We start from the raw sequence: 22386 nt of genomic DNA on the forward strand, positions 1-22386 counted from the left end.
TTGTCCAAGCACCTTTGGGTGCTATTTTTTTGCGTAAATTTATACAAAATGTCTAATTTTTTAAATTTGACATAGGGTGTGACGAATTTGAGACAGGTAATTTCTTTCAAATTTGACCTTGTGTCTCATGTTTGAGTAGTCTGCTTGAAAACATGCTGCAGGAGCACATCGATGCAAGTGGATATTGAACGACTGGTTGCGGACTTTGGCGGACCGGGCAAGCTGGCCGACGAGTTGAACCGTTTGTTCCCCGAGGATCAGGTGAGCCGGGCAGCGATATACAAATGGAGGGAACGCGGCAGCCTGCCGCTGGCCCAGCTGAGCCGGCTGGCGCAGCTGGCCGCCGGCCAGGGCAGGCGCTTTGATTTCAACGACTATCTGGTCGGCGAGCCGGCACAGGGAGTAGGGAGAACTATCGACATGGGCGACCGCCTCTACATATTCGACACCACCTTGCGCGATGGCGAGCAATCGCCGGGCGCCTCGATGAGCAAGGAAGAGAAGATCCGCATCGCGCGCCAGCTGGAGCGGCTGGGCGTGGACATCATCGAGGCCGGTTTCGCCGCGGCCAGCCCGGGCGATTTCGACGCCATCCATGCGATCGCCGAAACGATCAAGGACTCCACCGTTTGTAGCCTGGCGCGCGCCAACGAACGCGACGTGCGCGCCGCCGGCGAAGCGATCAAGCCGGCCGCCCGCGGCCGCATCCACACCTTCATCGCCACCAGCCCCATCCATATGGAAAAGAAGCTGCGCATGAGCCCGGACGAGGTGGTGGCGGCGGCGGTGAAGGCGGTGCAGATCGCCCGCGAATACACCGACGACGTCGAATTCTCCGCCGAAGACGCGCTGCGTTCCGACATCGACTTCCTGGCCCGCATCTTTGGCGCGGTGATCGAGGCCGGCGCCACCACGCTGAACGTGCCGGACACCGTCGGCTACGCCGTGCCGCGGCTGACCGAGGCCTTTTTCCGCGAACTGATCGCCCGCACCCCGGGCGGCGACAAGGTGATCTGGTCCGCCCACTGCCATAACGACTTGGGCATGGCGGTGGCCAACAGCCTGGCGGCGGTGCTGGGCGGCGCGCGCCAGGTGGAGTGCACCATCAACGGCCTGGGCGAGCGCGCCGGCAACGCCAGCCTGGAAGAGATCGTGATGGCGGTGAAGACGCGCCGCGACGTGTTCGGCATAGATAGCCGCGTCGACGCCACCCAGATCGTGCCGGCGTCCAAACTGGTGTCCACCATCACCGGCTACCCGGTGCAGCCGAACAAGGCCATCGTCGGCGCCAACGCCTTCGCCCACGAGTCCGGCATCCACCAGGACGGCGTGCTGAAGCATCGCGAAACCTACGAGATCATGTCGGCGGAGTCGGTGGGCTGGAGCGCCAACCGTCTGACCTTGGGCAAGCTGTCCGGCCGCAACGCCTTCAAGACCAAATTGGCCGAGCTGGGCATCGTGTTGGACAGCGAGGAGGCGCTCAACGCCGCCTTCGCCCGCTTCAAGGAGCTGGCGGACAAGAAACGCGAGATTTTCGATGAAGACTTGCACGCGCTGGTGTCGGACGAGATGGTGTCCATCGTGCAGGAGAATTTCAAGTTCGTGTCGATGAAGATCATGACCGAAACCGGCGAAGCGCCGCAGGCCAGCATCGTGTTCGTCGAGCATGGCGAGGAGCGCCACGCCGAGTCCAGCGGCTCCGGCCCGGTGGACGCGGCCTTCAAGGCGATAGAGAGCGTGGCCGGCAGCGGCGCCGAGCTGGAGCTGTATTCAGTCAATGCCATTACCAAGGGCACGGAATCCCAGGGTGAAGTGACCGTGCGCCTGGCGCGCGACGGCCGCATCGTCAACGGCCAGGGCGCCGACACCGACATCATCGTGGCCAGCGCCAAGGCCTATCTGTCGGCCTTGAACAAGCTGTCCATGGAGGAAAAAGTCAGCGCCCAGGCCATCGTTTAAAACTTTTTCCCGGCGCGGCCAGACGGCGCCGAGGGGAGGCGGCAAGGTTTTCCATCCCGGCCTTGTCGTTGCGCCCAACGGACCGTCCAGCCAAGCCGACAGGCTTTCACTTCCATCCGCGCGTGAAATCCTGCGCAGGCCTATCCGGCCAACCCACTCGCGCCCGCGCCCACAAGGCCGACGGCACGAAGCCGACCCACGAGGTCGGCTTCGGTCCGTCGACGGCGCGCCTCTCTTTCAGGCGGCCAGCGCGGCCCGCGCCGGCTGCAGCTGCCGGCGATAGCCCGCCATCTTGCTCCAGTGCACGATCCACAGCACCAATGCCGGGATGGCGGCCAGGGCGTTGATGTAAGGCACCAGGCACAGCACCTGCAGGATCACCAGCGCCAGGCTGATGCCGAAGCCGCCATCCCCGGGCAGTTGGCGTTGCGCCAATTCCCGCTTCAGCGCCGCGGATAGCTGAAGGATGTAAACCATATACCAGATCCAGCCCAGGCCGGGGATCAGCGCCAGCCAGATCAGTCCGCCGGGGAAGGGCCGGATTGTCTCGTCGACGACGCCCATAGCCTGCTGCAGCGTCAGGAAGTAGAAAATGCTGATCGCCAGCGCCAGCGCGCCCATGACCACCAGCATCATGATGCCCATGCCGGCAAGCGCGGCGAAGGCGTCTATATCGCTCATGACAGACTCCCGAGTGAGGTGAAGGAGCGGCGATTCTTTCATGACGATGGCGTTGCGGTGTGGCATGCTGGCATTTTTGCCGAAGCCCCCAACCGAGCGATGCATTCCTTGCAAACCGGCGACCTTATCGCCAGCTTCAGTCCTTCTTTCCCGATTACCGCGCGGCAGCCCGCACGCTATCGGCGCGCGGTCGAATTTCTCGCTGCACAGGGCATGCGTTTCCTGCCTGGCCAACTGACCGGCCGCGACGATCATTACCGCTCGGCCTCACCGCGCGAGCGCGCCGAAGAGTTGAACGCCTTGCTGCGCAACCGCGAAGTGCGTTGCATCCTGTCCACCATAGGCGGCAGCAATAGCAATGCCATGCTGCCCTATCTGGACTACGAGGCATTCCGGCGCGATCCCAAGATCGTGGTGGGCTATTCCGACGCCACCGCGATTCTGCTGGCCTTGTACGCCAAGACCGGGGTGCCCACGTTCTATGGCCCCGCGCTGGTGGCGTCGTTGGGCGAGTTCCCGCCTGTGGTGGAGGAAACCTGGCGCTATTTCGCCGCCATCGCCATGGACAGTCCAGACTACCCTCTGGTTTTGCCGACGCCGACGCATTGGACGGATGAGCGCTTGCCGTGGGAAAGCCAGGATCGCGCCAAGGTTCTGCGGCCTAACCAGTGGCGTTGCATGCAGCCGGGACAGGCAGAGGGGCGCTTGATAGGCGGCAATCTCAACACCCTGTACGGCTTTCTGGCCAGTCCGTATTTCCCGGCTTTGCGCCAAGGCGATATTTTGCTGTTGGAAGATGGCTTGAAGGACGCGGCCACGGTGGAAAAGAACTTCGCCATGCTCAAGCTGGCCGGCGCGTTCGACCTGGCTGGCGCGGTGCTGCTGGGCAAGCACGAGGGCTTCGACGACTGCGGCACCGGCCGTTCGCCTGCCGATATCCTGCTGGAAATTCTGGATGGCCAGCCCTTGCCTATCTTGGCGGACTTCGACTGCTGCCATACCCATCCCATGCTGACGTTGCCGCTGGGCGTGCGGGCGCGCGTGGATGCCGCGGCATTGCGGGTGGAATTGCTGGAAGATTGGCGCGCGCTGGTGTAGAACAGCGGTCCCGGCCGCAGCGGCCGGCCATCCGACGATAGCGCAAGACAGGGAGCGAGCATGAGCCAGGGCTTTTTCATCACCGGCACCGACACCGAGATCGGCAAGACCCATTCCGCCGTCGAATTGATCCGCCTGCACCAAGGGCAAGGCCGGCGCGTGCTGGCGATGAAGCCGGTGGCGTCCGGCTGCGACATCCTGCCGGACGGCAGCTGGCTCAACGACGATGTGGCGCGGCTGACCGCAGCCACCGGCCAGACGGACCTCGATCTGATGAACCCCTACCGTTTTCTGCCTCCGGTTTCGCCGCACATCGCCGCGCGCGAGGCCGGCGTGGAAATCGATCTGGCCCGCATCCGCGAGCATTACGCGCGGCTGGCCGCTCAGGCCGACATCGTGCTGGTGGAAGGCGCGGGCGGTTGGCTGGCCCCTTTATCGGACACGCTGTTCATGGAGGACCTGGCGCGCGAACTGGCCCTGCCGGTCATCCTGGTGGTGGGCATGCGGCTGGGTTGCATCAACCACGCCTTGCTGACGGCGCGCGCGGTGGCGGACAGCGGCCTGCGGTTGGCCGGCTGGGTGGCCAATTGCGCGCAGCCGCCGCAGGCGGCTTACGCGGAGAACCTGGCCACGCTCAAACGCCACATCCCGGCGCCGCTGCTGCTGGACATCCCTTACCGTCCTTCCTGAGGGCGAGTGGGGAACATTGCGCGGATGCGCTTGCCCGAGCGAGATGTCGTTTTTTTACCGGATGCCCGTATGAAGAAAACCGTTATGTCCGCCAGCCTGTTGTTGGCAGGCAGCCTGCTGGCCGCCGCCGCGCAGGGCCGCACTGTTTGCACCGTCATCGCCGCAGGCGACAGTGGACGCGTCTTGCGGCAAGAGGGCGATTGCGCGACGCGCGTCACGCCCGCTTCCACTTTCAAGATCGCGCTGGCGGTGATGGGCTATGACGCCGGCCTGCTGCGGGATGAGCACGCGCCGCTGCAACCCTATCGGCAGGGTTATGCGGACTGGGGCGGCGATAATTGGCGCCAACCCACCGATCCGACGCGCTGGCTCAAATACTCCGTAGTCTGGTATTCGCAACTGCTGACGCGGCAGTTGGGCGAGGACAAGCTGGCGCGCTATGCCCGCGCCTTCGGCTACGGCAACGGCGATTTTTCCGGCGACCCGGGCAAGCGCAATGGCCTGGAACGCGCCTGGATAGGCTCTTCGCTGAAAATCTCGCCGCTGGAGCAAGTCGCCTTTCTCTACAAGCTGCTGAAAGACCAGCTGCCGGCTTCCCGCCCGGCGCAGGAGATGACGCGGCGCATCGTGGAACGGGTGACCTTGCCGGACGGTTGGACCATTCATGGCAAGACTGGCATGGCTTACCCGCGGCTGGCAGACGGCAGCCAGGATCTGGAACGCCCTTACGGCTGGTTCGTCGGTTGGGCGGAGCAGGGCGGGCGCAGGATGGTGTTCGCCAGACTGATCCAGGATGAGGGCAAGACGGAGGGCACGGCCGGCGTGCGCGCGCGCGAAGCCTGGCTGCGGGAATGGCCGGGCCTGGCGGCGGGTTTGCCGCGCTGAACCTTCAAACTTCCATCAGCGCGTTGGCCAAGGCCATGAACGGCGCCTGTTCATGCGCGTACAGCTTGTCGACGCGGAGGGCGAGCTGACGCGCCAGATTGCGCAGCCGCCAGCGCGTTTCGCCTATCACGCACCATAGTTCGCGCATCAGCTCGTCATCCTTCTGGTCATGCGGCAGCTCTCCGGCGCCGGTGCTGGAAATGGCCCGCTGTATGGTGTTGAAGCGCTGCATGCTGCCGTCCAGCAGCTTGCGCGCGGGCGGGGACATGCCGATGCCAAGCTCGGTCATCGCCCAGAAGCGCTGGGTCAGCCGGCCTATCTGTTGCAGCAGCGCCTGCATTTGCTTGGACAGATCGGGCACGTCGACGGCGGGCGCCTGCAGGCTTTTGCTGCTGAGCCGGTTGATCCGGCACAGCGTGGAAACGATGTCGTAGTCGAACTCTCCGGGCAGAATTTTCAACGCGATGTCTATCCGCTGCGGGAAGAATGGCTGCCGTCCCAGCAATTGGCAGATAGTGTCGGCCAGCATCAGGATCTGGCCGCCCTGGTTCAGTTTGTCGCCTTGCGCGCTGAGCGGGTAGCCGCTGCCGTCCAGCCGCTCATGGTGCTGCAGGATGGCCATCGCCACCGGCCTGGGCGTTTGCAGATCGCCCAGCGCCAGTAGCAGCTGGCAGCCTAGCACCGGATGGTTGACTACATGGCGCCACTCTTCCGGCTGCAAGGTGTGTTGGGCGGCCAGGTAGGACGGATCGATGTACAGCTCTCCGATGTCGTGCATCAGCGCGGCTATGGCGAGCTGCTGCTGCTCCAGCGCAGACAGGTTCAGATGCCTGGCCAGGCCTATCGCCAGCAGGCAAACGCGCAGGGCGTGGTCCAGCTCGCCTTGCTGATGCATGATGGCCAGCCAGATGGCGATGGCGCCGCGCAAGGGCAGCATTTTCAGGATGGCGACGCTGGTGGCGCATTCGTCGGCATGCCCCAGCAGCGCCTGCAGAAAGCGCGAGTCTTGCAGCAACTGGCGGCTGCGTTGCGGCAGCAGCAAGCGCGGCTCGAACTCGTCTATCTTCAGCAATTTTTCCAGCGGCTGCCGCAAGCGCCGCTCCCTCAAGCGTTCCGGCCAGCTGGCGTCCGGCGAGCTGCCTGCCGGCAGCAGCAACAGGCCTTCCCGGTCCAGCGCATCCTCCGTCAGGACGGGCTTGCAGTCCTCGGGCAGGGCCAGCAGGCGGCCTAGCCAGTGGGGATTGACCGTAGTGAAGTCATGGTCGCGCATCGGTGGCGGGCATTCATAAAGAAGGACGGGCGTTCTTCAGTTAAGGCGATTTGATCGCGCATGCAAGGCTCCGGTACGCACTTATCCGTATGTCTCGCTGCGAGCAGCCGCATCATGACGCTTTCTTGTTTTTCCCGTCCGGCTTTCTACGATGAAAGCATGTCGACTTAAGCCGACACGCTGTGCATGCATTGTTTGGTCATTTGACCCGGGGGGCGACATGTCTTGTCTGCGCATTCCTTTTTCATGCTGGCTGTCGTGGATCGCGCCTGCCGCCGCGGCCGCGGAGATCAATCTGCAGGAGCCCGCCACGCCGCTGGCGCGCACGGAATACCACCTGCACACGCTGTTGTTGATCATCACCGGCGTCATTTTCCTGCTGGTTTTCCTGGTGATGCTGTATTCCATCGTCCGCCATCGCAAGGCGGCCGGCCACCAGGCCAAGCAGTTTCACGAAAATACCGCGGTGGAGATAGTCTGGACCGTGGTGCCGCTGCTGATCCTGGTGCTGATGGCGCTGCCCGCCACCCGCGCCGTGCTGGCGCAGAAGAGCACGCGCAGCGAGGACATGACGATCAAGATCACCGGCTATCAGTGGAAGTGGCGTTACGACTATCTGGACGACAACTTCGGTTTCGTCAGTCACCTGTCCACGCCGCGCGAGGCGATAGAGGGCAGCATCGCCAAGCCGGCGAACTATCTGCTGGAGGTGGACGAGCCGCTGGTGGTGCCGACGCAGCGCAAGATCCGGCTGCTGCTGACCGCCAACGACGTCATCCATTCCTGGTGGGTGCCGCAACTGGGCGTCAAGCAGGACGCCATTCCCGGCTATCTACGCGATAGCTGGATGCTGATAGACAAGCCTGGCATTTACCGCGGGCAGTGTTCCGAGCTGTGCGGCAAGGATCATGGCTTCATGCCCATCGTGGTGGAGGCAAAGTCTCCCGAGGACTACGCCAAGTGGCGCGAAGCCAAGATCAAGCAGCAGGCGGCCGGCACCGACGATCCCAACAAGGCATGGCAACTGGCGGACCTGAAAGCCCGCGGCGAGAAGATCTACGCCCAGAACTGCATCCCCTGCCATCAAGCCAATGGCAAGGGCATTCCAGGCACCTTCCCGGCGCTGGACGGCTCGCCCATCGTCACCGGGGACAAGGCCGCGCATATCGAGATCGTGCTGTTCGGCGGCAAGAAGAACCCGGCGATGGCGGCTTGGGGCAAGCAACTGTCCGATACCGACATCGCGGCGGTGATCACCTACGAGCGCAACAGCTGGGGCAATCACACCGGCCAGGTTGTGCAGCCCAAGGAAGTGAAGGCTGCCCGCGGCAAGGCCGCATAAGGAGGCGTCATGGCAATCGCGGAAACCACCCACCCCGGCGGCGCGCACCATGGCAGGCCGCATGGCCTGCTGCGCTGGCTGATGGCCACCAACCACAAGGACATCGGCACGATGTACCTGTGGTTCTCGTTCACCATGTTCCTGACCGGCGGCGTGCTGGCGCTGTGCATCCGCGCCGAGCTGTTCAGCCCGGGGCTGCGCTTCTTCCAGCCCGAGCTGTTCAACCAGCTGACCACGCTGCACGGCCTGATCATGGTGTTCGGCGCCATCATGCCGGCCTTCACCGGCATGGCCAACTGGATGCTGCCCATGATGATAGGCGCGCCGGACATGGCCTTCGCGCGGATGAACAACTGGAGCTTCTGGCTGCTGCCGCCGGCCGCGCTGCTGTTGCTGCTGTCGTTCGCGGTGCCGGGCGGCGCGGCGGCGGCCGGCTGGACGCTGTACGCGCCCTTGTCCACCCAGCTGGGCGTGGGCATGGATCTGACCATCTTCGCCATCCACATCCTCGGCATCAGCTCCATCATGGGCTCGATCAACATCATCGTCACCATATTAAACCTGCGCGCGCCGGGCATAACGCTGATGAAGATGCCGATGTTCGCCTGGGCGTCGCTGATCACCGCCTATCTGATCATCGCGGTGATGCCGGTGCTGGCCGGCGCGGTCACCATGGTGCTGACAGACCGCCATTTCGGCACCCATTTCTTCAATGCCGCCGGCGGCGGCGACCCCATCCTGTATCAGCACGTCTTCTGGTTCTTCGGCCATCCCGAGGTTTACATCATGGCGCTGCCGGCCTTCGGCATCGTCAGCCAGGTGATACCTACCTTCGCGCGCAAGCCGCTGTTCGGCTACACCTCCATGGTGTACGCCACCAGTTCCATCGGCGTGTTGTCCTTCATGGTATGGGCGCACCATATGTTCGTCACCGGCATGCCGGCCACTGCCCAACTGTTCTTCATGTACGCGACGATGCTGATCGCGGTGCCCACCGGCGTGAAGGTGTTCAACTGGATCGCAACCATGTGGCAGGGAGCGATGAGTTTCGAGACGCCCATGCTGTTCGCCATCGGCTTCATCCTGTTGTTCACCATAGGCGGCCTGTCCGGCATCACCTTGAGCGTGGCGGCGGTGGACGTGCAGCTGCACGGCAGCTACTACGTGGTGGCGCATTTCCATTACGTGCTGGTGGCCGGCGCGCTGTTCAGCCTGTTTTCCGCCATCTACTACTGGTTTCCCAAGATGAGCGGCCGGATGTACCACGAGGGGCTGGGCAAGCTGCATTTCTGGTGGTCGATGATCTGGTTCAACGTCACCTTCTTCCCCATGCACTTCCTGGGCCTGGCCGGCATGCCGCGGCGGATTCCCGATTACGCGCTGCAGTTCACCGAATTCAACCGCATCGCCAGCGTCGGCGCCTTCATGTTCGGCCTGGGCCAACTGATTTTCCTGTTCAACATCCTGCATTCGCTGCGCTACGGCAAGCAGGCGCCGCAGCGGCCGTGGGAGGGCGCCAACACGCTGGAGTGGGAGCTGCCGACACCGGCGCCGTACCACAGCTTTGAGCATGCGCCGCAAGTGGAGGCTGGCGAAAACGGCGTGATCCTGTCCTGCCGCGAGGGCGGGGCGGGAGCGCGCCATTAAGGGGGCGAGCATGGATGCCGCATGGCTGCAGCGTCGCAATCGCCTGCTGATGCGCAAGCTGATCGTGATTTCCGCGCTGATGTTCGGTTTCGCCTGGCTGTTGATTCCGCTGTACCGGGTGATTTGCGAGCAGACCGGACTCAACAACGTGGTCAAGGCCGATGCGCTGGAGCAGGGGGATTTGCAGGCGGCGGACGCAACGGTGGAGATGACTTTTGATTCCACGGTCCAGCCTGGCCTGCCATGGCAGGTGCGGCCTTTGACCACGTATTTGAAGGTCAAGCCGGGCACTTTCGTCCAGGTGCAGTACCGGATCACCAACGCCAGCCGGCGCGTGGTGGTGGGGCAGGCCATCCCGCGCTATCTGCCGGCCGAGGCGGGAGAGTATGTGAAGAAACTGGAGTGTTTCTGTTTTACCCAGCAGCGTTTCGAACCTGGGCAGACCAGAACCTTCCCCGTGGTGTTCGTGGTGGATCGCAAGCTGCCGGCCGCCATCGCCGGCATCACGCTGGCCTACACCGTGTTCGACGTGCCGGGACAGGACGGCAAGCCGTCATGAGCTGGCTGCAAGGCGTCAAGGCGGTGCTGGGCGCCTTCATCGGCGTGCGCAAGGGCCGGTCGGCCCAGTCGGATGTGAGATTGCGGCCGTGGCAGTTGATCGCGACCGCGCTGTTATTGGCCGCCGCGCTGGTCGTCGCGCTGCTGCTGCTGGTGTCCTGGGTAACGCGCTAGGAGAGAGCAAATGAGCGTTGAGGAGCAGGATCGTTATTTCGTGCCGGAGCCGTCGCGCTGGCCCATGGTGGGCGCGGTGGCATTGTTCTGCATGGGTTTGGGCGCGGCCTTCGCGGTCAACGGCATGCTGCTGGGCAAGCTTTCCCTGGCCCTGGGCTTTCTGATACTGGTATTCATGCTGGTGGGCTGGTTCGGCGACGTGATACGCGAGAGCCGGCTAGGCGTCTATATGCGGCGCGAGGACATGTCGTTCCGCTGGGGCATGGGCTGGTTCATTTTTTCCGAAGTGATGTTCTTCGGCGCGTTTTTCGGCGCGCTGTTCTGGGTGCGTACTGTGTCGGTGCCTGTGCTGGGCTCGCTAGACTACAAGATGCTGTACCCGGATTTCGAGGCATCCTGGCCGCTGTCCACCGGCCCCGGCATCACCCAGGCCTACCAGGCGATGGAGGCCTGGGGTTTGCCGGCGCTGAACACGCTGATTCTGCTTAGCTCCGGCGCCACGGTCACTTGGGCGCACTGGGGGCTGCTGCAGGGCAAGCGCGCCCAGCTCAAGCTGGGGCTGCTGTGCACGGTGCTGCTGGGCTGCACCTTCCTCGGACTGCAGGCGCACGAGTACGGCCAGGCCTTCTCCAATCTGCATCTGACGTTGGCCTCAGGCGCTTACGGCATGACCTTTTTCATGCTGACTGGTTTCCATGGCATGCATGTGTTGCTGGGGTCCATCATCTTGTTTGTGGTATGGCTGCGCTCGCTGAAGGGCGATTTCGACGCCAGCCACCATTTCGCCTTCGAGGCCGCCAGCTGGTACTGGCACTTCGTGGACGTGGTATGGCTGCTGCTGTTCATCTTTGTTTACTGGCTTTGAGCGGACTCGCGCAGCCGCCGAGGGAGTTTTGCGTCAAGCGATGGCGCGGCGGCTAGCCTGCCGCGCCTCAGGTCAGGCGGAGGGAGTTCTTGGGCGGAAAGCGTTTGCGCTGGCCTTAGATCTGGTGGGGGCGCCACCAGCCGAACAAGGCGCCCAGCAGCAATAGCAGAAACAGGCCTATGGACAGGCCGACCCGCAATGTCAGGGAGCGGACCAGGCGTTGGGAACCGTGTTCGGCTTTCATCAGGCCGGTCAGGCCCCAGAACAGTGCGAGAACAATACAGGCAAGCAACAACAGGATGACGAGTTTCATGGCCGTGTCCCCATCTGATTTCAAGCCGGAACGCAAGTCCGGCGCCGGGTGGCAGCAAGCGCTATGGATAGCGCTGCTGCTGATCGTCTTGATTCCCTATGCCTTGGCAGTATGGCAGTGGCGGCGGGGGCAGGACAAGGAGGCTTTGCTGCGCTCGCTGACCAATGCGATGAGCACGCCCCCGGTGGCGCTGGTATACCGCGATGCGGAGCCTCCGCCGGAATTTACGCGGGTGAAGCTGAGCGAGGCCGCGCCGGCCGGACCGGTGATCGAGTTGCGCAACAGTTATCTAGCCGGGCAAAGCGGCCGCCGGATCCTGCAGCCGTGGCGGCTGGGGCGCGATCAGTCGCTGGTTCTGATCGATCTTGGATGGCTGGTGGATGGCGTCAGGGCTCCCGCCTTTGCGCCAGGGAAAATCCAGCTCCAGGGCTACCGGATGCCGATGCCGCGCCACTATGTGCTGTCCGGCGCGCAACAGGGCGTGGCGGGACCAGTAGACCAGATAGACGAGGCCGCCTTGCATCTGCGTTATCCGGGACGTTGGTTTCAAGGCGTGGTGGTGCTGGAGAACTCGCCGGATCCTCTGATGCATTGGCCTGTCGTGCCGGAGTTCATGCCCGACCGGCATTACGCCTACGCGACGCAATGGCTGCTGCTGGGCGTGTGTTTGAGCGGGCTGTGGTGGCTGCTGTGGAGGCGTCGCCATGAAATCCATGAATAGAGGACGGGCAATGCTGCTGGGCATGGGTTTGCTGTGCCTGGCGCCAGTGCTGGCGGCATGGCTTGCCTTCGTTCTGCTGCCGCCGGCGGGCGGAGCCAGTTATGGGCAGTTGTTGCCGACGCAGCCGTTCGCTGGTGCAGAACATCCGCAGTGGCCGCGTGGCCAATGGGTATTGGCGGCGACGTTGGGCTCGGATTGCCGGGACCGTTGTCGCCAGCGCTGGCTGGCGATGAAGCAGATCGAGAAGGCGCAGGGAGAGGCGGCGGGACGGCTGACCCGGGTGGCCCTGTTGGTTTCGGCGCGGCCGAAGGACCTGGATGTGCCCCATGCCCTGCCGCATGCGCCGGAGCGAGTCCTGCTGGCAGGGAGGCAAGGTTTCTACCTGGTGGACCCCTTGGGCAATCAGGTGCTGTTTTACCGGGATGGCGCAGATCCGCGCCGGATCATCGATGAAGTGGCGAAAGTCTTGAAAGTGAACAATGGGCTAGGCTGAGCCGGGGCGGACCGGCGGACTCGCAGTGCGAAGAGGGGGGACCCTTGCCATGCGCAGACTGATTTGGGCGGCCTTGCTGCTGGCCGCGATCGTGGTGCCCTTGGGCGCCTATGTCAGATTGTCCCACGCCGGACTGGGCTGTCCGGACTGGCCTGGCTGCTACGGCCGGATCAGCCCCGCCCACGCCGAGACCAGCATACGGCAAGCCCAGGCGCTGATGCCGGACGGGCCGGTCAGCCTGGGCAAGGCATGGAGGGAAATGCTGCACCGCTATCTGGCCGGCACGCTGGCTCTCCTGATCGTCCTGATCGCCTGGCGGGCTTGGAGGGAGCGGTGCCAGCGGCTGCCGGCCAGTCTGCTGCTGGCGGTGGTGGCCGGCCAAGCCATGCTGGGCATGCTGACGGTCACTCTGTTGTTGCGGCCGGCCGTCGTCACCGCTCATCTGCTGGGCGGCATGGCAACCCTGCAAATGCTGGCGTGGATGGCGTTTTCTCCCCGCCTGGCGGCGGTCCGGGCTCCTGCGGCGTTGCGGCGGCTGGCCGCGATGCTGGCATCGGCCCTGATGCTGCAATTGCTGCTGGGCGGCTGGGTGTCCAGCAATTACGCCGCCCTGGCCTGCCAGGGTTTTCCGGCATGCAATGGACAGAGCTGGCCACCGCTGCGTTTCGACCAGGCCTTCCACGTGTTTCGCGAATTGGGCGCCGCGCCGGATGGCAGCCTGCTCGACTTCGCCAGCCTGGTGACCATACATTGGCTGCACAGGCTGGGTGCGTTGCTGGTGTCCCTGCTGTTGTTGGCTTTGTCAGCTCAAGGGTGGCGGGAGCGCGCGCTGAGGCCGCATATCGCCTGCCTGGGCGCGGCATGGGCGCTGCAAATTGGGCTGGGCATCGCCAATGTGCATTGGCAGCTGCCCTTGCCGTTGGCGGTGGCGCACAACGCGGGCGCGGCGCTGCTGCTGATGACGAGCCTGTTGTTGCTGTCCAGGCTGCGCGCGGCGGCGGAGCAGGGCGGCCGAGCGCCGGCCTGGCTGCCGGCCATGGGCAGGATGGAGCGGCCGGGAGAAGGGCGATGAGCGCGCTGGGGCTGCGCTTGTGGGGGCGTCAGGGGCAGGCGCTATGGCGGCTGGCCAAGCCCAGAGTGGTGGCGCTGATCGTATTCTGCGCGGTGATAGGCATGTTCTTGGCCAGTCCGGGCCTGCCTGAGGCCAGCGTGGTCGTTCCGGCCACGTTGGGCATTGCTCTGGTGGCAGGCGCGGCGGCCATGGTCAATTGCCTGGTGGAGCGCGGCATCGACGCCAGAATGCGGCGCACCGCCTGGCGTGCCACCGCCACCGGCGAGGTGGGCGCGGCGCAGACGCTGGTGGTCGCGCTGATGGCCGGCGGCATCGGCATGGCGCTGCTGGCCGCGTATTGCAACGCGCTGACGGCATGGCTGACGCTGGGAACTTTTGTTGGCTACGCCATTGTCTATACCCTATTGCTGAAGCCGAACACGCCGCAGAACATCGTGATCGGCGGCGCCAGCGGCGCGATGCCGCCTGTGTTGGGCTGGGCGGCTGTGACGGGAGAGGTCGGCCCATTCGCGCTGGCGCTGTTCCTGATCATCTATGCCTGGACGCCGCCGCATTTCTGGGCGCTGGCGCTGTACCGCCGCGATGACTATGCCCGCGCCGGCCTGCCCATGCTGCCGGTCACGCATGGCCAGCGTTTCACCACCTTGTCCATCCTGCTGTACAGCGCGCTGCTGGCCGCGATCACGCTGTTGCCGGCGGCGCTGGGAGAGGTGGGGCTGATTTATCTGGGCGCGGCCTGCGTCTTGAATGGCAGGCTGCTGTTCCTTGCCCTGAGCTTGCATCGCCAGTATGCTGACGCTGCCGCGCGCCGCATGTTCGCTTGGTCGATCTGGTATCTGACCTTGCTGTTTGCGGCTTTGTTATTTGATCATTACTGCTTGATGCCATTGACCTGATGTCCAAATTATTGAAATTCCTACTTGGCCTGTGCGTCATCGCGGCGCTGGCCGCTTGCGCGCCTCCCCGCATCGATTTCAAGGGAACGGCGATAAACGATGACTCCATGGGCGGCAGCTTTGCCCTGACCGATTTCCATGGCCAGCCGCGCAGCCTGGATGCCTACAAGGGCAAGGTCGTCGCGCTGTTTTTCGGTTATACGCATTGCCCTGATGTTTGTCCCACCACCATGCTGGAGTACGCTTCAGTGATGAAGCAGTTGGGCGAGGATGCCGACAAGGTGCAGGTGGTGTTCGTCAGCGTCGATCCGGAGCGCGACACGCCCAAGGTGCTGGCTGGCTACGTGCCGTATTTCGACAAGCGCTTCGTCGGCCTGACCGGCAGCCCGGAGCAGATCGAGCAGGTGAAGAAACAATACAAGGTGGTGGCGCAGAAAGTGCCGGCGCCGGGCGGCGGTTACAGCGTGGATCACAGCTCAGGCTCTTATCTGCTGGACCAGAACGGCAAACTGAGGGTGTTTGAAGCTTATGGCGCGCCGGCGGCCAGCCTGGCTTATGATATCAAGCAGTTGTTGCGCTAAACTTGGCGTATCGGATGCGCACCTGACAGACAGGAAAGTCGGAACATCGTGAGTAAGGACAATACTTCGGGCAACTCGGCAAGCACGCATCAGCCGCTGGATCTGGCCAAGTTCACGCTGGCCTCGCCGGCGGAGATCGCCCAGCATCTGAGCAATATCGCCAAGAACGGGCACATGGTGACGGTTTTCGCCAACAAGGGCAGAAATTTCATCCTGACCCGTTTGCTGGAGGTTGACTTCAAGACTGGCCAGTTCACTTTCGACTGGGGCGCTGAGGAAGAAACCAATCAGCAATTGCTGAGCAGCGAGCGCAATGTCTTTGTCTGCTCGCCGGAAGGCGTCAAGACGCAATTCGTTACCGGGCAGGTCAGCCAGACCATGCTGGACGGCCGGCCGGCTTTTGCCTGTCGCTTGCCGGAGCAGGTGATCAAGCTGCAGCGGCGCGAGTTTTTTCGCATACAGACGCCATTGAGCGCGCCGGTATTCTGTCATGTCGAGGATTTCGGCATGAGGGCGATAGACCTGGCGCTATTCGACATCAGCCTGGGCGGCATGAGCCTGTGGCTGCCGGGCGTAGACATGCTGGGCTTCGATATCGGCCAGCAGTACCGCAAGTGCACCATAGAGCTGAAGCCGTTTGGCACCTTGAACATCGGCATCGAGGTGCGCCACCGCCTGGCCGCGCGCATGCGCAACGGCAACGAGGCGATGCGGATCGGCTGCTCTTATCTGAACCTGACGCCGCCCATGGAAACCATGATCCAGCGCTATGTCGGCTTCCTCGAGCGGGAACGCCGCGCGCTGGTCGGCTAGACCGCGATTCATTTTAATTCTTTTAGCAGTAGAACAACATGAAGCTGACCATTGCCCTGTCCAAGGGCCGCATTTTTGAAGAAACCCTGCCCTTGCTGGCGGCTGCCGGCATCGTGCCGGCGGAAAATCCGGAATCCTCGCGCAAATTGATCATCGGCACCAATCTCCCCGAGGTGCAACTGGTGATCGTGCGCGCGTCCGACGTGCCCACCTATGTGCAATACGGCGCGGCCGACCTCGGCATCGCTGGCCGCGACGTGCTGATCGAGCATGGCGGCGCAGGCCTGTATCAGCCGCTGGACCTGAATATCGCCAAATGCAAGATGATGGTGGCGGTGCAAGAGGGATTCGATTACGACGCGGCGGTGCGACGCGGCGCGCGGCTGAAGATCGCCACCAAGTATCCGCAGATCGCGCGCGAGCACTTCGCCAAGAAGGGCGTGCACGTAGACATCATCAAGCTGTACGGCTCGATGGAGCTGGCGCCGCTGGTCGGCCTGGCCGACGCCATCGTCGATCTGGTGTCCACCGGCGGCACCCTGCGCGCCAACAAGCTGGTGGCAGTCGAGCACATCATAGATATCAGTTCGCGGCTGGTGGTGAACCAGGCCGCGCTGAAGCTCAAATACGACGCTATCCAGCCTGTGCTGGACGCCTTCGCCGGCGCGGTGCCGGTCTGATCCGCAACGCCGGTCAACCGAATGCGTCGGCCGGCGTTGCCCATATTTCTAGCATCAGAGAATCATTATGTTGAAACTGTCCTCCTCTCAGCCCGACTTCGCCGAGCGCCTGAAAGCGCTGCTGGCCTTTGAAACCGCGCAGGACCCCGCAGTAGACGCCGCCGTGGCGTCCATCTGCGCCGATGTCCATCATCGCGGCGATGCGGCGCTGGTGGAGTACACCAACCGTTTCGACCGCATGCAGGCGGGCGGCATGGCTGATCTGACGCTGTCCCGCGAGCAATTGGAAGCCGCCTGGCAGCGTCTGCCGGCCGACGTGCGCGACGCGCTGTCCGTCGCCGCAGAGCGTGTGCGCCGCTACCACGAGAAGCAACTGGCGCACAGCTGGAGCTATGAAGACGAAGATGGCACCTTGCTGGGCCAGCAGGTGACGGCGCTGGACCGCGTCGGCATCTACGTGCCGGGCGGCAAGGCCGCCTATCCGAGCTCGGTGTTGATGAACGCCATGCCGGCCAAGGTGGCCGGCGTCGGCGAAATCATCATGGTGGTGCCGACGCCGGGCGGCGAGCGCAATGACCTGGTGCTGGCCGCGGCCTATATCGCCGGCGTGGACAAAGTGTTCACTGTCGGCGGCGCCCAGGCGGTGGCCGCGCTGGCTTACGGCACGGAAACCGTGCCGCAGGTGGACAAGATCACCGGCCCCGGCAACGCCTATGTCGCCGCCGCCAAGCGTCGCGTGTTCGGCGTGGTGGGCATCGACATGGTGGCCGGCCCGTCCGAGATCCTGGTGATCTGCGACGGCGACACGCCGCCCGACTGGGTGGCGATGGACCTGTTCAGCCAGGCCGAGCACGACGAGATCGCCCAGGCCATCCTGTTGTGCCCGTCGGCGGACTATATCGCGCAGGTGGAAGCCTGCATCGCCAAGCTGCTGCCGTCCATGCCGCGCCGCGCCATCATCGAGCAGAGCCTCGCCAACCGCGGCGCGCTGATCGAGGTGCGCGATCTGGCCGAAGCCTGTGAAATAGGCAACTACATCGCGCCGGAGCATCTGGAGCTGTCGGTGGCCGATCCGGCCGCGCTGCTGCCGCAGCTGCGCCACGCCGGCGCTATCTTCATGGGCCGCTTCACCTCGGAAAGCCTGGGCGATTATTGCGCCGGCCCCAACCACGTGCTGCCGACCAGCCGCACCGCGCGCTTCGCCAGCCCGCTGGGTGTGTACGATTTCCAGAAGCGAAGCAGCCTGATCCGCGTGTCGCAAGCCGGCGCGCAGAAGCTGGGCCGCATCGCCAGCCTGCTGGCGCATGGCGAGGGCCTGACCGCCCATGCCCGCGCCGCCGAATTGCGTCTGGAGGACTGAAATCCGCCGCGGCATCGCCTAGGCTGGAAACATCGACCGCGTTCCTGACAAGGAAGCCATATGGCGTTGTGGCGCAGAGCGTTGCTGTTGGCGCTGGCCTTGCTGCTGTTGTGCGGCGGGGCGCAGGCCGAGGCGAAGCGGGTTTTCATCGTCAGCAGCTACCATCCGGAATACCAATGGGAGCGCGATTATCTGCAAGCCTTGTCCGCCAGGCTGTCGCCGCGCTGTCAGCTGGCTTTCTACAATCTGGACAGCAAGCGGCAGCCGGCCGATCAAGTGGCCAAGCGCGCGCGGATTGCGCTGGAGCGAGTACGCGTTTTTCATCCTGATCTTGTCATCGTTGGCGACGACGCCGCGTTGAAAAACGTGGGAACCGTGTTGGCGCCCTCTGGCGTGCCGGTGATTTTTCTCGGCATCAACAACAATCCGCGTAATTATTTTCCCGGCGGCATGCCTGGCAATGTCAGCGGCGTGCTGGAGCGGCCCTTGCTGTTGCGCAATCTGTTTGAGCTGGGGCATGCGGTGCCGGGCGCGCATCGGGCGCTGGCCTTGTTCGACACCGATCTGACCTCGGCGGTGATCCGCGACGAAACCTTTCTCGGTCATGACAGCATCCGCGTCGGCGATATCGACGTGGACATGGCGATGCTGGACAGTTTCGCCGATTGGAAGAAGCAGGTATTGGCGGCACCCGGCCGTTACCAGGTGATTTGGGTGGGTCTGTATTTCACCTTGAAGGATGACAAGGGCAAGGTAATGAACGGCGAGGAGGTGGTGCGCTGGACTGCGCAGAACGCCAAGCTGCCTTTGTTCGCCTTCTGGGACTTCGCGGTGGGACGGGGCAAGGCCGCCGGCGGACTGGTGCTGACCGGACGCGAGCAGGGCGAGGAAGCGGCCAAGATGGCCGAGGCGGTGCTGTTCAAAGGCAAGTCCTTGGCCGCCATGTTTCCGCTGGTGCCGTCGCAGGGCCAGTTTTTGTTCAGCCGCAGCGCCTTGCAGCGCTATCGCGTGCGGCTGCCCGCGCGGATAGAAAGCAAGGCAAGCTGGCTTGAGTAGCCCGTTGCCGGGGAACGATGTAGGATGGACGCACCTCGTCCGTAGATATTGGGGCGCGTATGGCGCGTTCCGCTAGCCGCCGCAAGGCCAAATGAATTGCGATGAAACTGACGACAGAACAATTGATCCGCCCTGAAATCGCCGCTATCGGCGCCTATCACGTGGCCGATGCCGCTGGCTACATCAAGCTGGACGCGATGGAAAACCCGTGGCCGCTGCCTATCGAATTGCAGCATGAGCTGGCGGGAGAGCTGGCGCAGGTGGCGCTGAACCGTTACCCGGACGCCAACGGCGGCGGCCTGAAGGAGGATCTGCGCGCCGCCTTCGCCATTCCGGCGGGCGCCGACATCGTGCTCGGCAACGGCTCTGACGAGCTGATCACGCTGATCACCCAGGCGCTGGCGCGTCCCGGCGCCAAGCTGCTGGCGCTGGAGCCGTCCTTCGTGATGTACAAGATGAACGCGCTGTTTTCCGGCCTGCAGTATGTCGGCGTGCCGCTGAACGGCGATTTCACGCTGAATCTGCCGACCACGCTCGCCGCGATAGAGCGCGAGCAACCTGCTGTGGTGTTCGTGTCTTATCCGAACAATCCTACCGGTCCGCGCTACGCCCGCGACGAGGTGACGGCGATTTGCCGCGCCGCGCCGGGGCTGGTAGTGGTGGACGAGGCTTACCAAAGCTTCGCGTCGGACAGCTTCATGAGCCTGGCCGGCGAGCTGGACAATCTGTTGGTGATGCGCACGCTGTCCAAGCTGGGTCTGGCCGGCATCCGCCTCGGCTACGCCGCGGCCAGCCCGGCCTGGATCGAGCAGCTGAACAAGGTGCGGCCGCCGTACAACGTCAATGTGCTGACCCTCGCCGCCGCGCGCTTCGCCTTGAAGCATCTGGAGGTGTTCAACCGCCAGGCGGCCGAGCTGCGCGCCGAACGCGCCCGCCTGTTCGAGGCGCTGGCCGCCCTGCCTCAGCTTGCGGTGTTCCCATCCGAGGCCAATTTCCTCACCGTCCGCGCGCCGGACGCGCCGGCGCTGTATCAGCATCTGAAGGCGTCCGGCATTCTGATCAAGCAGTTGCACGGCAGCCACCCGCTGCTGGCAAACTGCCTGCGCCTGACCGTGGGCAGCCCGGACGAAAACGCCGCGCTGCTGTCCGCCATCCAACGTTTTTTCGCTTGAAGCCGCAATGAGAACCGCAACCGTCACCCGCAATACGCTGGAAACCCAGATCACCGTCAGCCTGAATCTGGACGGCACCGGCGTCGGCCGCTTTGAAACCGGCGTGCCCTTCCTCGACCACATGATGGACCAGATCGCCCGCCATGGCCTGATCGACCTCGACGTCAAGGCGGTGGGCGATTTGCACATCGATGCCCATCATACGGTGGAAGACATCGGCATCACGCTGGGCCAGGCTTTCGCCCGCGCCATCGGCGACAAGAAGGGCATCCGCCGCTACGGCCACGCCTACGTGCCGCTGGACGAGGCGCTGAGCCGCGTGGTGATCGATCTGTCCGGCCGCCCCGGCCTGGTTTACAACGTCGACTACACCCGCGCCAACATAGGCCAGTTCGACGTGGACCTGTTCTCGGAATTCTTCCACGGCTTCGTCAACCACAGCATGACGACGCTGCATATCGACAACCTGCGCGGCCATAATAGCCACCACCAGGCCGAGACCATCTTCAAGGCCTTTGGCCGCGCGCTGCGCATGGCTTGCGAGCAAGATGAGCGCATGGCCGGCATCACGCCGTCCACCAAGGGTACGCTGAGCGCATGAACCGCGCCGGCCAGCCGTCCCAACCAGAATATGAGCAAGTAGCAAGATGAAAGTCGCAGTCATCGATTACGGCATGGGCAATCTGCACTCGGTGCTGAAATCCCTGCAGGCCGTCAACGAAACCGGCGCCGATATTTTCCTGACCCGCGACCCGGAAGCCGTGGTGAAGGCCGACAAGGTGGTTTTCCCCGGCCAGGGCGCCATGCCGGACTGCATGCGCGAGCTGAACCGCCACGGCCTGGCCGACGCAGTGAGGGAAACCACGCAGAACAAGCCGTTTTTTGGAATCTGCGTCGGCGCGCAGCTATTGTTCCAACATAGCGAGGAAGGCGACACCGCCGGCCTGGGCCTGTTTCCGGGCAAGGTGGTGCGCTTCGCCGACAATCTCGTCGCCGGAGAAGAGCGGCTCAAGGTGCCGCACATGGGCTGGAATCAGGTCTACCAGACCCAGTCCCACCCCTTGTTCGCCGGCATCGCCGATGGCGAACGCTTCTACTTCGTGCACAGCTACCATTTCGCGCCGGCCGACGCGGCGCTGACGCTCGCGGAAACTGACTACCCCGAGCGTTTTGCCTGTATCGTCGGACGTGGCAATATATTCGCCACGCAGTTCCACACCGAAAAGAGCCACCGCGCCGGACTTCAGATGATGAAGAACTTCCTGGCCTGGGACGGCAATGTTTAACTCACCACTCTACCAAGCACCATGCTGCTGATACCCGCGATAGACCTGAAAGACGGTCAATGCGTGCGCCTGAGACAGGGCGCGATGGACGACGCCACCATCTTCTCCGACGATCCGGTCAAGGTTGCCGCCCACTGGCGCGACCAAGGCGCGCGACGCCTGCACCTGGTGGACCTCAACGGCGCCTTCGCCGGCAAACCGAAGAACCTGTCGGTGATCCGAGACATTCTGGGCGAAGTCGGCCAGGACATGCCGGTGCAACTCGGCGGCGGCATCCGCGATCTGGACACCATCGAGGCCTACCTCGACATGGGCCTGTCCTATGTGATCATCGGCACCGCCGCCGTCAAGACGCCGGGCTTCCTGCACGACGCCTGCGACGCCTTCCCCGGCCAGGTCATCGTCGGCCTGGACGCCAAGGACGGCATGGTGGCGATCGACGGCTGGGCCAAGATCACCAACCATAACGTGATCGATCTGGCCAAGCGCTTCGAAGACTACGGCGTCAACTCGGTGATCTACACCGACATCGGCCGCGACGGCATGATGACCGGCGTCAACATCGAAGCCACGGTCAAGCTGGCGCAGGCGCTGACCATTCCGGTGATCGCCTCCGGCGGCCTGACCAACCTCGACGACATCCGCGCCCTGTGCGCGGTGGAGAGCGAGGGCGTGGAGGGCGCCGTCACCGGACGCGCCATCTACGAAGGCAGCATAGACTTCGCCGCCGCGCAGACGCTGGCGGACGAACTGGCCGGCTGAGCCGGCTGATTG

25 protein-coding genes are annotated in these 22386 nt (G+C 63.9%); 22 read left to right on the plus strand and 3 right to left on the minus strand.

Features of this window, described 5'->3' with window-relative positions; all coding sequences use genetic code 11:
- Positions 1-171 precede the first annotated feature (171 nt).
- Positions 172-1959, plus strand: a complete 1788-nt coding sequence (locus C2I19_RS00820; protein ID WP_103900829.1) for a 2-isopropylmalate synthase — start codon at positions 172-174, stop codon at positions 1957-1959.
- 237 nt (positions 1960-2196) lie between these two features.
- Here the strand turns inward: C2I19_RS00820 and C2I19_RS00825 are convergent, their stop codons facing one another.
- Positions 2197-2640 (minus strand): hypothetical protein, encoded by a 444-nt coding sequence (locus C2I19_RS00825; RefSeq protein ID WP_103900830.1) that lies wholly within the window; start codon positions 2638-2640, stop codon positions 2197-2199.
- Between the two features lie 99 nt (positions 2641-2739).
- On the opposite strand from C2I19_RS00825, the gene C2I19_RS00830 reads away from it, so the two are divergent.
- The 3 genes from C2I19_RS00830 (at position 2740) to blaOXA (ending at position 5313) form a co-directional block, all read left to right on the plus strand.
- Entirely contained in the window at positions 2740-3738 is a 999-nt protein-coding gene (locus tag C2I19_RS00830) for a S66 family peptidase (RefSeq protein ID WP_103900831.1), read from the plus strand.
- A 60-nt stretch (positions 3739-3798) separates the two neighbouring features.
- Positions 3799-4428: a dethiobiotin synthase gene (bioD, locus tag C2I19_RS00835; RefSeq protein WP_103900832.1), complete on the plus strand. Its 630-nt coding sequence runs from the start codon at positions 3799-3801 to the stop codon at positions 4426-4428.
- A gap of 69 nt (positions 4429-4497) precedes the next feature.
- A complete protein-coding gene (gene blaOXA / locus C2I19_RS00840; RefSeq protein WP_103900833.1) occupies positions 4498-5313 on the plus strand; it encodes a class D beta-lactamase in 816 nt (271 codons plus the stop codon).
- 4 nt (positions 5314-5317) lie between these two features.
- Here the strand turns inward: blaOXA and C2I19_RS00845 are convergent, their stop codons facing one another.
- Positions 5318-6583: an HD-GYP domain-containing protein gene (locus C2I19_RS00845; protein WP_103900834.1), complete on the minus strand. Its 1266-nt coding sequence runs from the start codon at positions 6581-6583 to the stop codon at positions 5318-5320.
- A 220-nt stretch (positions 6584-6803) separates the two neighbouring features.
- On the opposite strand from C2I19_RS00845, the gene coxB reads away from it, so the two are divergent.
- The 5 genes from coxB to C2I19_RS00870 are packed head-to-tail and all read left to right on the plus strand — an operon-like array spanning position 6804 to position 11169.
- A complete protein-coding gene (coxB, locus tag C2I19_RS00850) occupies positions 6804-7925 on the plus strand; it encodes a cytochrome c oxidase subunit II (protein WP_103900835.1) in 1122 nt (373 codons plus the stop codon).
- 9 nt (positions 7926-7934) lie between these two features.
- Positions 7935-9572, plus strand: coding sequence for a cytochrome c oxidase subunit I (ctaD, locus tag C2I19_RS00855; protein ID WP_103900836.1), 1638 nt, complete (start codon positions 7935-7937; stop codon positions 9570-9572).
- Positions 9573-9582: 10 nt separating this feature from the next.
- Complete coding sequence (locus C2I19_RS00860) at positions 9583-10131, plus strand: cytochrome c oxidase assembly protein (RefSeq protein WP_103900837.1); 549 nt, start codon at positions 9583-9585, stop codon at positions 10129-10131.
- Positions 10128-10304: a DUF2970 domain-containing protein gene (locus C2I19_RS00865; RefSeq protein WP_103900838.1), complete on the plus strand. Its 177-nt coding sequence runs from the start codon at positions 10128-10130 to the stop codon at positions 10302-10304. The genes C2I19_RS00860 and C2I19_RS00865 overlap by 4 nt, the downstream gene beginning before the upstream one ends.
- A 10-nt stretch (positions 10305-10314) precedes the next feature.
- A complete protein-coding gene (locus tag C2I19_RS00870) occupies positions 10315-11169 on the plus strand; it encodes a cytochrome c oxidase subunit 3 (RefSeq protein WP_103900839.1) in 855 nt (284 codons plus the stop codon).
- 115 nt (positions 11170-11284) lie between these two features.
- Here the strand turns inward: C2I19_RS00870 and C2I19_RS00875 are convergent, their stop codons facing one another.
- Complete coding sequence (locus C2I19_RS00875) at positions 11285-11482, minus strand: DUF2909 family protein (RefSeq protein ID WP_103900840.1); 198 nt, start codon at positions 11480-11482, stop codon at positions 11285-11287.
- A 4-nt stretch (positions 11483-11486) separates the two neighbouring features.
- Between C2I19_RS00875 and C2I19_RS00880 the strand changes: the two genes are divergently transcribed.
- The 13 genes from C2I19_RS00880 (at position 11487) to hisA (ending at position 22374) form a co-directional block, all read left to right on the plus strand.
- Positions 11487-12203, plus strand: a complete 717-nt coding sequence (locus tag C2I19_RS00880) for an SURF1 family protein (protein ID WP_158253602.1) — start codon at positions 11487-11489, stop codon at positions 12201-12203.
- Positions 12187-12696, plus strand: coding sequence for a redox-active disulfide-containing membrane protein (locus tag C2I19_RS00885; protein ID WP_146056711.1), 510 nt, complete (start codon positions 12187-12189; stop codon positions 12694-12696). Before C2I19_RS00880 ends, C2I19_RS00885 begins: the two co-directional genes overlap by 17 nt.
- Before the next feature lie 49 nt (positions 12697-12745).
- The gene (locus C2I19_RS00890) at positions 12746-13768 is read left to right on the plus strand and encodes a COX15/CtaA family protein (protein WP_103900843.1); all 1023 of its coding nucleotides are present in this window, start codon (positions 12746-12748) and stop codon (positions 13766-13768) included.
- Positions 13765-14664 carry a heme o synthase gene (gene cyoE, locus C2I19_RS00895; protein ID WP_103900844.1) on the plus strand — a complete coding sequence of 300 codons (900 nt, stop codon included), beginning with the start codon at positions 13765-13767 and terminating at the stop codon, positions 14662-14664. The genes C2I19_RS00890 and cyoE overlap by 4 nt, the downstream gene beginning before the upstream one ends.
- The gene (locus tag C2I19_RS00900) at positions 14664-15245 is read left to right on the plus strand and encodes an SCO family protein (RefSeq protein ID WP_103900845.1); all 582 of its coding nucleotides are present in this window, start codon (positions 14664-14666) and stop codon (positions 15243-15245) included. Before cyoE ends, C2I19_RS00900 begins: the two co-directional genes overlap by 1 nt.
- Positions 15246-15293: 48 nt before the next feature.
- On the plus strand, positions 15294-16058 hold the full coding sequence (locus tag C2I19_RS00905; RefSeq protein ID WP_233201053.1) for a flagellar brake protein: 765 nt from the start codon (positions 15294-15296) through the stop codon (positions 16056-16058).
- A 38-nt stretch (positions 16059-16096) separates the two neighbouring features.
- Positions 16097-16738, plus strand: coding sequence for an ATP phosphoribosyltransferase (gene hisG / locus C2I19_RS00910; protein WP_103900847.1), 642 nt, complete (start codon positions 16097-16099; stop codon positions 16736-16738).
- 67 nt (positions 16739-16805) lie between these two features.
- Positions 16806-18098, plus strand: a complete 1293-nt coding sequence (gene hisD, locus C2I19_RS00915) for a histidinol dehydrogenase (RefSeq protein WP_103900848.1) — start codon at positions 16806-16808, stop codon at positions 18096-18098.
- Positions 18099-18158: 60 nt separating this feature from the next.
- Positions 18159-19154, plus strand: coding sequence for an ABC transporter substrate-binding protein (locus C2I19_RS00920; protein WP_103900849.1), 996 nt, complete (start codon positions 18159-18161; stop codon positions 19152-19154).
- A gap of 101 nt (positions 19155-19255) precedes the next feature.
- On the plus strand, positions 19256-20326 hold the full coding sequence (gene hisC, locus C2I19_RS00925; RefSeq protein WP_103900850.1) for a histidinol-phosphate transaminase: 1071 nt from the start codon (positions 19256-19258) through the stop codon (positions 20324-20326).
- A 7-nt stretch (positions 20327-20333) separates the two neighbouring features.
- Complete coding sequence (hisB, locus tag C2I19_RS00930; protein WP_103900851.1) at positions 20334-20927, plus strand: imidazoleglycerol-phosphate dehydratase HisB; 594 nt, start codon at positions 20334-20336, stop codon at positions 20925-20927.
- A gap of 46 nt (positions 20928-20973) precedes the next feature.
- The gene (gene hisH / locus C2I19_RS00935) at positions 20974-21612 is read left to right on the plus strand and encodes an imidazole glycerol phosphate synthase subunit HisH (protein WP_103900852.1); all 639 of its coding nucleotides are present in this window, start codon (positions 20974-20976) and stop codon (positions 21610-21612) included.
- Between the two features lie 21 nt (positions 21613-21633).
- The gene (gene hisA, locus C2I19_RS00940; RefSeq protein WP_103900853.1) at positions 21634-22374 is read left to right on the plus strand and encodes a 1-(5-phosphoribosyl)-5-[(5-phosphoribosylamino)methylideneamino]imidazole-4-carboxamide isomerase; all 741 of its coding nucleotides are present in this window, start codon (positions 21634-21636) and stop codon (positions 22372-22374) included.
- Positions 22375-22386: the final 12 nt, after the last annotated feature.

It is taken from the genome of Chromobacterium alticapitis, assembly GCF_002924365.1.
Lineage (GTDB): Bacteria > Pseudomonadota > Gammaproteobacteria > Burkholderiales > Chromobacteriaceae > Chromobacterium > Chromobacterium alticapitis.